The organism is Ruegeria sp. BC2, assembly GCF_056539245.1.
Map to the genome: position 1 here is coordinate 308,132 of NZ_JBQFUQ010000004.1, position 14,138 is coordinate 322,269.

General features: G+C 61.4%; 13 protein-coding genes. 8 read left to right on the forward strand and 5 right to left on the reverse strand.

The window, feature by feature from the left end; genetic code table 11:
- Nucleotides 1-42 precede the first annotated feature (42 nt).
- Nucleotides 43-1,089, reverse strand: coding sequence for a rod shape-determining protein (locus tag ACR0CU_RS16595; protein ID WP_093963423.1), 1,047 nt, complete (start codon nt 1,087-1,089; stop codon nt 43-45).
- Between the two features lie 156 nt (nt 1,090-1,245).
- Here ACR0CU_RS16595 and ACR0CU_RS16600 point away from each other — a divergent pair, with 156 nt between their 5' ends.
- A complete protein-coding gene (locus ACR0CU_RS16600) occupies nt 1,246-2,031 on the forward strand; it encodes a 23S rRNA (adenine(2030)-N(6))-methyltransferase RlmJ (RefSeq protein WP_170448423.1) in 786 nt (261 codons plus the stop codon).
- Between the two features lie 169 nt (nt 2,032-2,200).
- Here the strand turns inward: ACR0CU_RS16600 and ACR0CU_RS16605 are convergent, their stop codons facing one another.
- Nucleotides 2,201-3,772, reverse strand: a complete 1,572-nt coding sequence (locus ACR0CU_RS16605; protein WP_170372178.1) for a 2-isopropylmalate synthase — start codon at nt 3,770-3,772, stop codon at nt 2,201-2,203.
- A 287-nt stretch (nt 3,773-4,059) separates the two neighbouring features.
- Here ACR0CU_RS16605 and ACR0CU_RS16610 point away from each other — a divergent pair, with 287 nt between their 5' ends.
- Complete coding sequence (locus tag ACR0CU_RS16610; protein WP_170448421.1) at nt 4,060-4,725, forward strand: SDR family NAD(P)-dependent oxidoreductase; 666 nt, start codon at nt 4,060-4,062, stop codon at nt 4,723-4,725.
- A 4-nt stretch (nt 4,726-4,729) separates the two neighbouring features.
- Here the strand turns inward: ACR0CU_RS16610 and ACR0CU_RS16615 are convergent, their stop codons facing one another.
- A complete protein-coding gene (locus ACR0CU_RS16615) occupies nt 4,730-6,202 on the reverse strand; it encodes an MORN repeat-containing protein (RefSeq protein ID WP_170391933.1) in 1,473 nt (490 codons plus the stop codon).
- Between the two features lie 156 nt (nt 6,203-6,358).
- Here ACR0CU_RS16615 and ACR0CU_RS16620 point away from each other — a divergent pair, with 156 nt between their 5' ends.
- From ACR0CU_RS16620 to ACR0CU_RS16630, 3 genes are all read left to right on the forward strand, one after another.
- The gene (locus ACR0CU_RS16620; RefSeq protein ID WP_480643467.1) at nt 6,359-8,017 is read left to right on the forward strand and encodes an NAD+ synthase; all 1,659 of its coding nucleotides are present in this window, start codon (nt 6,359-6,361) and stop codon (nt 8,015-8,017) included.
- A 300-nt stretch (nt 8,018-8,317) separates the two neighbouring features.
- Nucleotides 8,318-8,593: a hypothetical protein gene (locus tag ACR0CU_RS16625; protein WP_170448415.1), complete on the forward strand. Its 276-nt coding sequence runs from the start codon at nt 8,318-8,320 to the stop codon at nt 8,591-8,593.
- A gap of 144 nt (nt 8,594-8,737) precedes the next feature.
- Nucleotides 8,738-10,069, forward strand: a complete 1,332-nt coding sequence (locus ACR0CU_RS16630) for an NAD(P)/FAD-dependent oxidoreductase (RefSeq protein WP_170448412.1) — start codon at nt 8,738-8,740, stop codon at nt 10,067-10,069.
- Here the strand turns inward: ACR0CU_RS16630 and ACR0CU_RS16635 are convergent, their stop codons facing one another.
- Nucleotides 10,070-11,002 (reverse strand): MBL fold metallo-hydrolase, encoded by a 933-nt coding sequence (locus ACR0CU_RS16635; protein WP_170448410.1) that lies wholly within the window; start codon nt 11,000-11,002, stop codon nt 10,070-10,072.
- Between the two features lie 115 nt (nt 11,003-11,117).
- Between ACR0CU_RS16635 and ACR0CU_RS16640 the strand changes: the two genes are divergently transcribed.
- Nucleotides 11,118-11,552: a DUF1801 domain-containing protein gene (locus ACR0CU_RS16640; protein WP_170448408.1), complete on the forward strand. Its 435-nt coding sequence runs from the start codon at nt 11,118-11,120 to the stop codon at nt 11,550-11,552.
- Nucleotides 11,553-11,626: 74 nt separating this feature from the next.
- A complete protein-coding gene (gltX, locus tag ACR0CU_RS16645; protein WP_170448406.1) occupies nt 11,627-12,952 on the forward strand; it encodes a glutamate--tRNA ligase in 1,326 nt (441 codons plus the stop codon).
- A 71-nt stretch (nt 12,953-13,023) separates the two neighbouring features.
- On the opposite strand, the gene ACR0CU_RS16650 is transcribed toward gltX, so the two are convergent.
- On the reverse strand, nt 13,024-13,593 hold the full coding sequence (locus ACR0CU_RS16650; RefSeq protein WP_170448404.1) for a gamma-glutamylcyclotransferase family protein: 570 nt from the start codon (nt 13,591-13,593) through the stop codon (nt 13,024-13,026).
- A gap of 97 nt (nt 13,594-13,690) precedes the next feature.
- On the opposite strand from ACR0CU_RS16650, the gene ACR0CU_RS16655 reads away from it, so the two are divergent.
- Nucleotides 13,691-14,137: an RrF2 family transcriptional regulator gene (locus tag ACR0CU_RS16655; RefSeq protein WP_170360231.1), complete on the forward strand. Its 447-nt coding sequence runs from the start codon at nt 13,691-13,693 to the stop codon at nt 14,135-14,137.
- The last annotated feature ends 1 nt before the right edge of the window (nt 14,138 follow it).

Sequence of the window (14,138 nt, forward strand, 5' to 3'; positions counted from 1 at the left end):
CTCGTGCCCGATCTTGAACCCTCAGATCAGAGGGTGCGCGCCTTAGCTTTCGTAGTCAATCGCGTGGCGCAGCTGTTTTTCGTATTCCAGCGCCTTGCCGGTGCCCAAAGCCACACAATTCAGGCTTTCGTCGGCAATCGACACCGCCAATCCGGTCTGTTCGCGCAGTGCTAGGTCCAGATCACCCAGCAGCGCGCCGCCACCGGTCAGCATCACGCCACGGTCCACGATGTCCGCGGCCAGATCCGGCGGGGTGGTTTCCAGCGCGGTCATCACCGCTTCGCAGATCTGCTGGACGGGTTCCGACAGAGCCTCGGCCACCTGGGCCTGGCTGATCTCGATTTCTTTGGGGACGCCGTTCAGAAGGTCGCGTCCGCGGATGTGCATCGACTGCCCGCGCCCGTCATCGGGCATCCGGGCGGTGCCGATGGTGGTCTTGATCCGCTCGGCGGTGGATTCGCCCACCAGCAGGTTCTGCTGACGGCGCAGGTACGAGATGATCGCCTCGTCCATGCGGTCGCCCCCCACGCGGACCGAGCGAGCATAGACGATGTCGCCCAGCGACAGAACGGCCACCTCGGTGGTGCCGCCGCCGATATCCACGACCATGTTGCCGGTTGGATCGGTGATCGGCATCCCGGCTCCGATGGCGGCGGCAATCGGCTCGGCGATCAGACCCGCGCGCCGCGCGCCTGCTGACAGAACCGACTGACGGATCGCGCGTTTTTCGACCGGCGTTGCCCCATGGGGAACGCAGACGATGATCTTGGGCTTCGAAAAGGTCGAACGCTTGTGCACCTTGCGGATGAAGTGCTTGATCATCTCTTCCGCGGTGTCGAAATCGGCGATCACACCCTCGCGCATGGGGCGGATGGCCTCGATAGAGCCGGGGGTGCGGCCCAGCATCAGCTTGGCGTCCTCGCCCACGGCCAGAACCTTCTTGACACCGTCCTTGACATGGTAGGCGACAACCGAGGGTTCAGACAGGATCACGCCGCGCCCCTTGACGTAGACCAGCGTGTTGGCCGTCCCTAGGTCGATGGCCATATCCGCTGTGAACAGGCCGCCCAAACTGTCAAAGATCCCCATATTCCCCTGATCCTGTCTGTCAGATGTTTTCTACTGCCCGCGACTCGACGGTTCCGGGACGGATGACTTATAGGGTGCCATGACGCCCGGTTAAAGGCCTGATTCCGCGTAAATCAGCACCTTTCCGCCTCTTTGACAGGGACTTTAGAAGGCAACATGCTCTCATATCAACACATTTACCACGCGGGAAATCTGGCGGACGTACAAAAGCACGCTTTGTTGGCATGGATGCTGGACTACATGACCCGCAAGGACAAGCCGATCAGCTATCTAGAGACCCATTCGGGGCGTGGTCTGTACCACCTCGATGCGGCCGAGGCCGTACAGACCGGCGAGGCGGCGGCAGGGATCGGACGCGCGCTGAGCAACGGGTGGTTTGCCGACGATCACCCGCTGGCACGCGCGTTGCGCTCGGTGCAGGCGAAGTTTGGCGAAACGGCCTACCCGGGCTCGCCGATGATTGCGGCAAGCCTGCTGCGCCCGCAGGACAGTCAGCATTTCGCCGAGCTTCATCCGCAGGAATACGCGGCGTTGAAAAAAGCGCTGACCGGGCGCGGTGCCAAGACCTACAGACAGGACGGGTTCGAGCTGGCTCAGTCGGTTCTGCCGCCCACACCTCGGCGCGGGGTGATGCTGATTGACCCCAGCTACGAGGTAAAGGCGGACTATGGCCGCCTGCCGGGGTTGATCGCCAAGTTGCACCGCAAGTGGAACGTGGGTCTCATTACCTTGTGGTATCCGATCCTGACAGACGATCGGCATGTTCCGATGGTGTCGGCACTGAAGGGCTTGGATCTTCCCAAGACGTTTGTGCACGAAGTTCGGTTTCCGCCTGCGCGTGAGGGTCACCGGATGATCGGTTCGGGCATGTTCGTGGTCAACGCTCCCTTCGGGATCGAAGACGAAGCGGCGCGCCTGTCCGACCTGTTCGCAAAGATCTGACGGCGCTTCAGGCGGCGAAGGCCTCCCGCCCCGTTTGACAGCATCAAAGATGCCGCCAAACGTGTTGGGCCCGGCACCGCGCCTTGGCGCGGTGCCGGGCCCAAGTCCGTCAGGCTGCGCGGCGAAGCCGGGCTGCCGCGGGCGCGGGAGCCTTGCCTGCCAATTCAGATCAGGTCAGATCCTTGTAGCTGATCTCGCGCGCATCCGCGCCCGGGCCGGCCTTTTCGCGGCGCATGATCAGACGGTTCAGCGCGCTGATATAGGCCTTGGCCGACGCCACCACGGTATCCGTATTCGCGGATTGACCCGTGGCGATCATGCCGTCTTCCTCCAGACGGACGGAAACAGTGGCCTGTGCGTCGGTACCCTCGGTCACGGCATGCACCTGGTAGAGCTGCAGATGCGCCTTGTTCGGGTAGATGGCCCGGATCGCCTTGAAGGTGGCGTCGACCGGCCCGTCGCCGTGCTCGGTGGCGATGACATCCTTGCCGTCCACCTCCAGTTCGACCGTCGCTTCGGCCTGACCGCCGGTGCCGCAGGTGACTTTCATCGAGACCAGCTGCAGGTGGTCGTTGGCCTCATCATCTGCACTCATCAGCGCGATCAGGTCGTCGTCGAACACCTCTTTCTTGCGGTCGGCCAGATCCTTGAACCGCACGAAGATGTCCTTGAGCTGGTTGTCCCCGACCTCGTAGCCGAGTGTCTCCAGCTTGTCGCGCAGCGCGGCCCGGCCGGAATGCTTGCCCAACGGAAGCGAGGTGCCTGAAAGGCCGATATCCTCGGGGCGCATGATCTCGAAATTCTCGCGGTTCTTCAGCATGCCATCCTGATGGATGCCGCTTTCATGCGCAAAGGCGTTCTTGCCGACGATCGCCTTGTTGAACTGCACCGGAAAGCCTGAAACCGTCGCCACCCGACGCGAGATGTGCATGATCTTGGTCGTGTCGATGCCCGTTTTCCATGGCATGATGTCGTTGCGGGTGCGCAGGGCCATCACGACCTCTTCCAGCGCGGTATTGCCCGCGCGTTCGCCCAGCCCATTGATCGTGCATTCGATCTGTCGGGCCCCGCCTGCAACGGCGGCCAGAGAGTTGGCAGTCGCCATTCCAAGGTCGTTGTGGCAATGGGTGGCGAAAACCACTTCGTCCGCGCCCGGAACGGTTTCGATCAGGCGTTTGATCAGGTCCGCGCTTTCAATCGGGGCAGTATAGCCCACCGTGTCGGGAATGTTAATCGTGGTCGCGCCGGCCTTGATGGCAATCTCGATCACGCGGCACAGATAGTCCCATTCGGTCCGGGTCGCATCCATCGGCGACCATTGCACGTCTTCGCACAGATTGCGGGCGTGGCTGACGGTCTCGTGGATCTTTTCGGCCATCTCGTCCTGCGTCAGGTTCGGAATGGCGCGGTGCAGCGGCGAGGTGCCGATGAAGGTGTGGATCCGGTTCTTTTCGGCGTGTTTCACCGCCTCCCAGCAGCGGTCGATATCGGCGAAATTGGCGCGCGCCAGGCCGCAGATGCGGGCGTTCTTGGACCGCTGCGCGATTTCCGAAACGGCCTTGAAATCACCCTCAGAGGCGATCGGAAAGCCGGCCTCGATGATGTCGACGCCCATGTCATCCAGAAGCTCGGCGATTTCCAGCTTTTCGTCATGGGTCATGGTGGCGCCGGGGCTTTGCTCGCCGTCGCGCAAAGTGGTGTCAAAGATCAAGACGCGGTCTTGGTCGGTCACGTTGGTCATGGGAGTCACTTTCTTGTCTGTCCTAAAGCCATTGGCGCGCAGGCGTCCTCCTCTGAGCGGGCGCGCCGGATGGCACGCTCAGAGGCGGATTAGGATCAGTAGGCCACGCAGAGCAGCGCCGGCGGAAGCGGCGAAAGCAAAAGGGATATCTGCGCGGTTGATCATGGGTCCGAGGTTATACACCCCGAACCGGGAATGAAAAGAAGGAAAATGCGCGGCCGTCTGATTTCGCGAAGGGATCGGAAACGGGGATTGATTGCGTGGGCAACTCCGCTAGCTGGAGGGCTATGAGAAATGCTTTGGTCATAGGTGCAAGCGGCGGGATAGGCCGGGCCGTCTGCAACGAGCTTCTGTCGCGGTCGGTCCATGTGGTTGGTCTGTCGCGGTCGGAAAACGGGCTGGATCTGATGCAGCCGGAACTGGCCGACGAGATGCTGGGCCGGATCAAGGGGCCGTTCGACCTTGTTCTGGTCGTGTCCGGCGCGCTCGAGATCGACGGGGCGGAACCGGAAAAGACCATTCGGGCGGTTTCGGCCAACGCCATGATGGATCAGTTCGCCCTGAACGCAGTGGGGCCGGCGCTGGTTCTGAAACACGCGCATCGCCTGTTGCCGCGCAATGGCCGGGCGGTGTTTGCGGTGCTGTCGGCGCGCGTGGGCTCGATCGGGGACAACCGTCTGGGCGGCTGGGTCAGCTATCGCGCGGCCAAAGCGGCGGTGAACCAGATCGTGCACACGGCCGCAATTGAACTGGCCCGAACCCACAAGGATGCGATCTGCGTCGCCCTGCACCCCGGAACGGTCAAGACCCCGTTCACGCAGAAATACCTGGGCCGCCATCCCGCGGTCGAGCCGAGTGACGCCGCCCAAAACCTTCTGCGGGTTGTGGATGGTCTGACGACTGATCAGACCGGCCAGTTTTTCGACTGGGCCGGTCAACCGGTTCCCTGGTAGCGGGCTATCCGTCCGATGGGGTGACTTCCGGGTCCTGTTCGGCCTCCGGTGCCTGCGGCTCGTTGCCCGATGGTTGCGCCGCGCCTGCTTCCGACAGGGCGCCGTTTTCCCAGGTGCCGCTTTCCTCTTCGCCATTTGCATAGCGCATTGTTCCAGTGCCCTGGCGTTTGCCGTTCACGAAGTTGCCTTCATAGACATCGCCATTTGCATATGTCGCGACACCTGAGCCGGTGATTTTGCCCTCGGTCCACTGGCCGGAATACTTGAAGCCATTCGCCATCACGACCTCGCCCTGGCCATGGCGCTGCCCGTTCTGGAAATCACCTGTGTAGACCGTGCCATCCGCGTAGGTGGCGGTACCCTTGCCTTGACGCACGCCGTCTACCCATTCGCCATCGTAGCGAGAGCCGTCGGCACGGGTCAGAACGCCGGTGCCATGCGTTCGGGCATTCTTGAACTGTCCTTTGTAGATCGTGCCGTTCGTGTAGGTCGCGGTGCCCTGACCTTCGATCACCCCTGCAACCCAGTCGCCGTCATAGGACGACCCGTCGGGATAGGTGATCCGGCCTTTGCCATCGGCGAGGTCCGCCTTGAAGTCACCGACATAGACCGAGCCGTCGGGATAGGTCAGTTCGCCCAACCCTTCGATCTGACCGTTTTTCCAGTCGCCGGTGTAGACATAGCCGTCGGTGCCAGTGAACGTTCCCTTGCCGTGTCGCCGGTCGTCGACGAAATCGCCTTCGTAGGTATCGCCGTTCGCGTAGGTCGCCTTTCCGTTGCCCTGCCGGCGCCCGTCCACCAATGCGCCTTCGTAAACGTCACCGTTGGCCTGTTTCAGTACGCCGGTTCCGGTGATCCGGTCCTCGGTCCATTCGCCGGAATAGATCATGCCGTCGGGCAAAGTCAGCGATCCGTTGCCCTGACGCTGGCCGGCAACGATGTCGCCTTCGTATACCGCGCCGTCCGCATAGGTGATCTTGGCTTTGCCCTGGCGAACGCCGTCCACCCAGTCGCCATCATAGGCATAGCCGCCGGGGTCTGTCATGACGCCTTTGCCGTCATGCTGGGCATTCATGAAGCCGCCTTCGTAACGCATTCCGTTTGCGTATTTCGCGATGCCGGTTCCGTTTATCGCGCCGTCGGTCCAGTCGCCCTCGTAGGTGCCGCCGTCGGCAAAGGTGATCTTGCCTTTGCCGTGCGGGCGACCTTTGACGAAATCGCCCTCGTAGACCGATCCATTGGCGTAACGTGCCACGCCCTTGCCCTGAATTTCTCCTTCGACCCACTCACCGGTGTATTCAAAGCCGTCGGGTAGGCGATAGGTGCCGGTTCCGTGACGCAGCCCGTTTTCAAAGGTGCCTTCGTAGACCCCGCCCACATCGTCATCTGCGGTGATGATCTGGCCCTGCTGCGCGGACGCGCTCTGTGCGGCGATGCCCATTGCGGCAACGGCAATCGTTGTACGAAAAGCGTTCATGGTAGTCCCTGCCTGCCCGATTGTCCCGTGGTGCATTGGTTCGTGCAAAACTATGACACTGATGAAGGTCGGGCAACGGGTTTTGCCGCATTGGCCTTTCACTTGCGGCCTGATCTGCTAAATGCCTTTTCAGGTGACGAGGGCAAGAGGGCAAAGATGGCCGACCATTTCCGCATCACGCTGGCGCAGCTGAACCCGACGGTGGGCGACATTGCAGGCAACGCCGCAAAAGCCCGTTCCGCATGGGAGCAGGGCCGCGCTGCGGGGGCCGATCTGGTGGCTCTGCCAGAGATGTTCGTCACCGGTTACAACACTCAGGACCTGGTTCTGAAGCCGTCGTTTCACATGGCTGCCATGGCGGCTGTGCAGCAGTTGGCGGAATCCTGCGCGGATGGACCGGCGATGGCCATTGGTGGGCCTTGGGTCGAAGGTGGCAATCTCTACAACGCCTATCTGATCCTCAGCCGGGGGCGGATCGTCAGCAAGGTGTTGAAACACCATTTGCCCAACGAAACTGTGTTCGACGAGGTTCGGTTGTTCGACGCCGGGCCGTTGGGTGGCCCCTATGCGGTGGGCAACACACGCATCGGCAGTCCGATCTGCGAGGATGGTTGGCACGAGGATGTTGCCGAGACGTTGCAGGAGACGGGCGCCGAGTTTCTTCTGATCCCCAACGGATCACCCTATTTCCGCGACAAGCACGATGTGCGCCTGAACCAGATGGTGGCCCGTGTGGTCGAAACCGGGCTGCCGGTGATCTACCTCAACATGGTGGGCGGGCAGGATGATCAGGTTTTCGATGGCGGGACATTTGGCCTGAATCCCGGCGGCGAACTGGCCTTTCGAATGCCAGTCTTCGACGAGGCGGTGATGCAGATCGATCTGCGGCGCGGTGATGAAGGATGGGCCATCGTCCCCGCCGAAATCGCCGAGCAGCCTGACGCGTGGGAGCAGGACTATCGCGCCATGGTGCAGGCGTTGCGCGACTATATGGGCAAGACCGGATTTTCCAAAGCACTGCTGGGACTGTCCGGAGGGGTCGATTCCGCGCTTGTTGCGGCCATCGCGGTTGACGCTCTCGGGGCCGAAAATGTGCGTTGCGTGATGCTGCCGTCGGAATACACCAGCGCCGGGTCGCTGGAGGATGCCGAAGCCGTCGCCAAGGCGCTGGGTGTGCGCTACGACTATGTTCCGATCAGCCAGTCCCGCGCCGCCGTCACCGAGACCCTGGCGCCGCTGTTTGACGGTCTTCAGGCCGACATTACCGAGGAGAACATCCAGTCCCGTCTGCGCGGTCTGCTGTTGATGGCGATGTCCAACAAGTTTGGCGAGATGCTGCTGACCACCGGCAACAAATCCGAAGTGGCGGTCGGGTATGCCACGATCTATGGCGACATGAATGGCGGCTACAACCCGATCAAGGATCTGTACAAGACCCGGGTGTTCGAAACCTGCCGCTGGCGCAATGCCAATCACCGCGACTGGATGAAAGGACCGGCCGGCGAGGTCATTCGCCCCTCGGTCATCGACAAACCACCCAGTGCCGAGCTGCGCGAGGATCAGAAGGACAGCGACAGCCTTCCCGATTACCCGGTCCTGGACGGCATTCTCGACATCTTGGTTGATCAGGATGGCTCGATCGCGGATTGTGTGGCGGCCGGGTACAACGAGGCTGATGCCCGCCGGGTCGAGCACCTGATCTATATCAGCGAATACAAACGCTTTCAGTCCGCGCCGGGCACGCGCCTGACACCTCGGGCCTTCTGGTTGGACCGGCGCTATCCGATCGTGAATCGTTGGCGCGATCCGAGCTGACGGAAACTGCGGCTGAGCGCCCCGTGCTCGGGTCCGGGTGTTTGTTTACAAATGGGCGGCAATGAGGGGGGTTTCATACTAACTGTTCTGCAGGTGGGGCGGAATTGCTGACAGCGCTTGGCCGCATCCTTGTTTTTTGGACATTTTTTTGCCATAGTTTAGGACCGATCTTGCCACATATTTTGAAAGATCGGCACGCTGGGGCCGGGCATTGATCTGTCGGCCGAAGCGCAGTTGAAGACCAAGTTTTCTGGTGACGCATCCGTGGTGGGGTGCCGGTTATAAGGTTTAGGTGGTCCGATGGTTGATGGATATGACAAACCGCTGCATGCGCCGTTGAGGTACAAGACAATGGAGACGCCGGCGCGCGAATTGGATGAGGCGCGTCTGGAAGCGGCAATCGCCGGTGTGTTGGCCGAGGCTGACGCAGAGAGCGAGGAACCGTCCGAGGAGTTCTCAGCCAAACACCCGGAATTGCCCGAGCTTCAACCCGAAGAGACCGAGACAAGGACCCAAAACTCGGGTGTCGCAGCTTTGTTGCGTCAGAAATGGGCCGAGTTCTCGGGCGCGGCCTGAACCGGGTGCCGGTCTAATTGCATTGTGGCGTTTGCATCGACGCCACACAGCCGAACAAAGTGATGCTTTTTCCTTTATTCAGGATTGCCGGATGACGTTTGCCAAGGCTCGATGAAGCTCGTGTCTGACTAACAAGATCCGTTGATGCCCGGCCCCAAGCCCAACCCTGTTGAATCCGATCTTTGCCTGCCCAAATCCGTTGACGTCGTGATCGTCGGCGGAGGGATTATCGGTGTCTCAACTGCGCTGGAACTGGCGGAACGTGGCAATTCCGTCCTCTTGTGTGAAAAGGGCCAGGTCGGCGCTGAACAGAGTTCCAGGAACTGGGGCTGGGTTCGCCTGGGGCTGCGCGACCCGCGCGAAATACCGTTGATGACCGAGTCGCTCAGGATCTGGCAATCGCTTGATGAGCGGATCGGACGCAAAACCGGCTATGTGCAATCCGGCATTCTGTTCGGTGCGCGGACCGACCGGTCCGCAGCTGATATGGAGCGCTGGTTGCGAAACCTCGAGGGCTACCAGACCGGAGCGCGCATGGTTTCCGGATCCGAGTTGGAACAGAACATGCCCGGCCTCCAGACCAAGTTGAAGGCCGCGCTTTTCACGCCGCAGGACGGACGGGCTGAGCCACAATGGGTTGCTCCGGCGTTGGCCGAGGCGGCGCGTGACCAAGGCGCGGTCATCATGACAAATTGCGCGGTACGCTGTCTCGACCTGAAAGCTGGTCGTGTTGCCGGGGTTTACACGGAACGGGGGCGGGTCGCTTGCGATCAAGTGGTTCTGGCCGGGGGGGCTTGGTCTCGGTTGTTTGCCGGTAACGAAGGAATCGCCCTGCCACAGCTGAAGGTGCTGAACACGGTTCTGCGGACCTCGCCTGTGGAGCCGGGTCCGGAAACAGCTCTGTGGTCGGATGATTTTGCCATTCGCAAACGCGCCGACGGCGGGTACACGATCGCCTCGGGCCATGAAAACACGGTGGATATCGTTCCTGACAGTTTTCGGTTGGCCGCGAAATTCCTGCCGGCATTCGCGCAGGAATGGAAATCGCTCAGATTCCGCCTGTCGCACCGCTGGACCATTGAGGCGCGTCAGCGCCGGTCATGGGCGCCCACCGACGTAACCCCGTTCGAACTCTGTCGGATACTGGACCCCGAGCCGTCGCAAAGGGCGCTCCGCAAGTCATGGGCCAAGGCCCGTCAGGCGCTTCCGGCACTGGTTGGTGCCGAAATCGTGCAGAGCTGGGCAGGGATGATCGATGTGACCCCGGATGCAATCCCGGTCATCTCAAACGTGCAGGAAATCCCGGGACTGGTGATCGCAACCGGATTTTCGGGACATGGATTTGGCATAGGGCCCGGGGCCGGCCGCCTGGTGGCCGATCTGGTGACGAACACAGCGCCTTGTGTGGACCCGGCCGCCTTTCGACTGTCGCGGTTTTCGGACGGTACGAAAGTACGGCCGGACCCGGGGTATTGATCAGCCCATCATCTGATAGCTGACAGGCACAAATCGGAAGCCTCCGCCGCGCGGCTCGACATAGCCGGCGGCCGGGAAAGGCATGTGGTACCCGATCATCGGGACCTTGTCCGCGGCCAGCATACCCAACACGTTCCGACGCGATGCGGTGGCCGCTGCCTTGTCCATGTCAAACCGGACTTCCCATTCCGGATGCGCGAAGGACCAGACATAGTGATTGGCAAGATCGGCGGTCAGGATCAGCCGCTGACCGTTGCTTTCGAGATGATAGACCATATGGCCGGGCGTATGCCCGAAGGCCGCCATGGCGGTCACGCCGGATGCGACCTCGCCACCGTCTTCGATGAACGACATCTTTTCAGCCATCGGAGTGACCTTGGCTGCCACAAGATCGCCGACGCGGTTGCCGGCCTCCTGTGCTGACCAGAAGTCATACTCGGCCGCGGCGGTCACATAGCGTGCGTTCGGAAAGGTCGCGGCATCGTTGGTCGTCATGCCGCCAATGTGGTCGGGGTGCATGTGGGTCAGGACGACGACGTTGATCGCCTCAGGGCCAACGCCCGCATCGGCCAGAGCCTTCTGGATACCGCCTTGGCCCAATCCCGTGTCAAACAGGATCAGTTCGGATCCGGTATTGACGAGCGTTGGCGTGAAGAAGAACTGGGCGATGTCGGGCGAGATGAAATTGTCGGCCGATACCTTGGCAAACTCCTCGTCTGACGCGCCACCGCCGAAAATCTCTTGGGCGCCGTCTCGCGGCAGGCTGCCATCCAGCAGGGTCGTGACCGTGAAATCGCCCAGTTGAAAGCTGCGGGCGACGGTCGAGTTGGCCTTGGTTTCGGCCCCGGCAGCCAGTGACTGTGTCGCGATAGATGCAAAAGGTAGCGCAGCGGCCGTGCCCAACGCGGCCCGGCGGGTCAGTTTCATGGTCATTTCAAAGTCTCCCTGTCAGATTACGTGCGACGAATTAGAACGCTTTCGGATAATTGCCACTTTCCACTCTACCATATGGGCTGCGCGTTGGCCGATCGCATGTTAAATCTTGTTCATGTCCCGCTCAGGAAACAAAACCGTTCCGACGGATCAAAGCGTCCAGGAATTCTTGGCGGCGATCCTGCCGGCCGCGCGCGCTGCGGATGCGCAGAGGCTGAACACCCTGTTTGAAACCGTCACCGGGTTTCGGCCGGTCATGTGGGGGCCATCCATCGTTGGATACGGGCGATATGGCTACCGCTACAAGTCCGGGCGGGAAGGCACATTTCTTGCCACCGGGTTTTCCCCACGCAAGGCCGCGTTTTCGATCTATATCATGCCGGGCTACTCCGATTTCGGCAGTATTCTGGCGCGCTTGGGCAAGCACAAGACCGGCAAATCATGTCTGTACGTGAACAAGCTGTCGGACATTGACGAGGACGTGTTGGCCGAATTGATCCGCGCAGGGTTGGATGACCTGTCATCACGTTGGCCGATCAAGTCCGAGTAAACGGCAAGCATTCGCACCGCCTTCTGGACAAAAACGCGCTCATGTGACATGAGCCGCGCCAACAGGAGACATCCATGACAACCACCCGTTTCGCCCCTTCGCCCACCGGTTATATTCATGTGGGCAACCTGCGCACCGCGCTGATGAACTATCTGATCGCCCGCAAGGCCGGCGGCACGTTCATTCTGCGTATCGACGACACCGACCCCGAACGGTCGAAGGAAGAATATGTTGATGCGATCAAGCAGGATCTCGAGTGGCTGGGTCTGCACTGGGACCGGGTGGAGCGGCAGTCGGACCGGCTGGACCGCTATGCGGAAGCCGCCGGCAAGCTGCGCGAGATCGGCAGGTTCTACGAAGCCTTTGAGACCCCGACCGAGCTGGACCTCAAGCGCAAGAAGCAGCTGAACATGGGCAAGCCGCCGGTTTATGATCGGGCCGCCCTGAACCTGTCGGAGGCCGAGAAAGAGGCGCTGCGAGCCGAACGTGGCAACGGTGTATGGCGGTTCAAGCTGGATCATGAGCGCATCGAGTGGACGGACGGCATTCTGGGTGACGTGTCGATCGACGCGGCCTCGGTATCGGATCCGGTGCTGATCCGTGGCGACGGGCAGGTGCTGTATACGCTGGCCTCGGTCGTGGACGACACCGAGATGGGCGTGACCGACGTGGTGCGCGGCGCCGACCACGTCACCAACACAGCGACCCAGATTCAGATCATCAAGGCGCTGGGCGGAACCGTTCCGCGTTTTGCCCATCACTCGTTGCTGACCGGCCCGCAGGGTGAGGCGCTGTCCAAGCGTCTTGGAACGCTGGCGCTGCGCGATCTGCGCGAGCAGGGTGTGCAGCCTATGGCGCTGTTGAGCCTGATGGCGCGGTTGGGCTCGTCCGACCCGGTCGAACTGCGCAGCGACATGGCCGAGTTGATCGAAGGTTTCGACGTGACCCGGTTCGGGTCGGCGCCAACCAAGTTCGACTTGCAGGATCTGTTCCCGCTGACGGCCCGGTATCTGCAGACGCTGCCGCTCGAGAAGGTTGCCGACGCGGTGGCCGCGGCCGGTGTACCCGATGAACTGGCCGAGCCGTTCTGGATGATGGCGCGCGAGAACATCACCACGCTGAACGATTTGAAGGGCTGGTGGGAGCTGTGCCGCGACGGGGCCGAGCCGCTGATCGACGACGAAGACCGCGAATTCGTCGCGCAGGCGATGGAACTGCTGCCCGAGGGGCCGTTTGACGGCGAGACCTGGGGCAAGTGGACCGCGGCCGTGAAGGAAGCGACCGGCCGCAAGGGCAAGGGCCTGTTCATGCCGTTGCGCAAGGCGCTGACCGGAATGGAGCGTGGCCCCGAGATGGCGACCTTTCTGCCGTTGCTGCAGGTCGTGCGGGCGCAAAAATAAGACACCGCGGAGCGGTGTCGCCTTCGATCTGAACAAGAACCAGAGGCGGGTGCTGCAGGCGCCCGCCTTTTTCACGCGGTTTGAACGATCCGGGCCGAAACCCGGGACAGGTGCTCATCGACCAAGGCTGTTTCGTCGGGGTGAAGCTGTTGGTGGCGCGGATAACGCGGCGCGTTCCGGTCATTCAGGATCGGCGCGTCCCACCCGTCGGTCGTGGCGAAGAAACGCTCGACACCCGGCAAGCCGAATGCGCGCAAATACCCCTGCACCACAACGTCTATATAGCTGAGCAAAACCGGGTGGCTGTGCGTCGGGTCCTTGCGGTGCTGTTCCGGAACCGCATAGACCGCAATCTCGACCTCTGTCTTCAGAGAATGAGTTATGGCGTGGGTGGCGGGGATCCGATCATAGGCCCACTCCCGTTCATCCAGTGCCGCCCAGTCGTTTTTGGGGACATGTGCGATCATGCCGTCGATCTCGCAGGCGGGATCCGGCACCGCGGTCAAGAAGGCGACCGGGCGCAGATCGGTATGCCGCCACGCCCGGCGCCAGCCCTTGAGTCGCGCCGGGCGCGGGTCGGGAAAGTCATGCGTGGCAAGGTTTACGAGGCTGCCGTAGCCAAAGAAATAGGGCTCTGCCATGTCGCGTGCTGTCCTTCTTGACGATTGATGTATGTCAAACCGTTTTTTTGCGGTCTGTGCAATAAGGCTGCATCTTGAAATTCGGGGGGAGGATCTGATGCGGATCACCAAACGAACAAATATCGCCGTGCGGCTGTTGATGTATTGCGCTGCACATCCGGATCGGCTCGTGACGAAATCCGAGATTGCGGATGTCTGCAACATCTCGGAAAACCATCTGGCGCAAGTCATCAACCAGCTGGGTCAGCTGGGGTATCTGAGCACGCAGCGCGGTCGCAACGGTGGAATGACTCTGGGGCGGCCGGCGGACCAGATCCGGATCGGATCCGTCTTTCGCCATGTCGAGGGCAGTTTGCCGATCGCCGAGTGTTTTGCGGATGCCGACAACACCTGTCCGTTGACCGATGCCTGCCGCCTGCGTCTGGCGCTGCAGGACGCGGCCGAGGTCTTCTTTGCGTCGCTGGATGAAATATCGTTGGATGCTTTGGTTTGTGACAACGATCCGCTGCTGAAAATTCTGCAACCCGTTACCTGCGTGCGTTGAA

Coding starts and splice junctions, on each gene's coding strand:
- ACR0CU_RS16595 (WP_093963423.1), bottom strand. CDS start 1,089: ATGGGGATCTTTGACAGTTTGGGCGGCCTGTTCACAGCGGATATGGCC.
- ACR0CU_RS16655 (WP_170360231.1), top strand. CDS start 13,691: ATGCGGATCACCAAACGAACAAATATCGCCGTGCGGCTGTTGATGTAT.
- gltX (WP_170448406.1), top strand. CDS start 11,627: ATGACAACCACCCGTTTCGCCCCTTCGCCCACCGGTTATATTCATGTG.
- ACR0CU_RS16620 (WP_480643467.1), top strand. CDS start 6,359: ATGGCCGACCATTTCCGCATCACGCTGGCGCAGCTGAACCCGACGGTG.
- ACR0CU_RS16600 (WP_170448423.1), top strand. CDS start 1,246: ATGCTCTCATATCAACACATTTACCACGCGGGAAATCTGGCGGACGTA.
- ACR0CU_RS16650 (WP_170448404.1), bottom strand. CDS start 13,593: ATGGCAGAGCCCTATTTCTTTGGCTACGGCAGCCTCGTAAACCTTGCC.
- ACR0CU_RS16605 (WP_170372178.1), bottom strand. CDS start 3,772: ATGACCAACGTGACCGACCAAGACCGCGTCTTGATCTTTGACACCACT.
- ACR0CU_RS16610 (WP_170448421.1), top strand. CDS start 4,060: ATGAGAAATGCTTTGGTCATAGGTGCAAGCGGCGGGATAGGCCGGGCC.
- ACR0CU_RS16630 (WP_170448412.1), top strand. CDS start 8,738: ATGCCCGGCCCCAAGCCCAACCCTGTTGAATCCGATCTTTGCCTGCCC.
- ACR0CU_RS16640 (WP_170448408.1), top strand. CDS start 11,118: ATGTCCCGCTCAGGAAACAAAACCGTTCCGACGGATCAAAGCGTCCAG.
- ACR0CU_RS16625 (WP_170448415.1), top strand. CDS start 8,318: ATGGTTGATGGATATGACAAACCGCTGCATGCGCCGTTGAGGTACAAG.
- ACR0CU_RS16615 (WP_170391933.1), bottom strand. CDS start 6,202: ATGAACGCTTTTCGTACAACGATTGCCGTTGCCGCAATGGGCATCGCC.
- ACR0CU_RS16635 (WP_170448410.1), bottom strand. CDS start 11,002: ATGACCATGAAACTGACCCGCCGGGCCGCGTTGGGCACGGCCGCTGCG.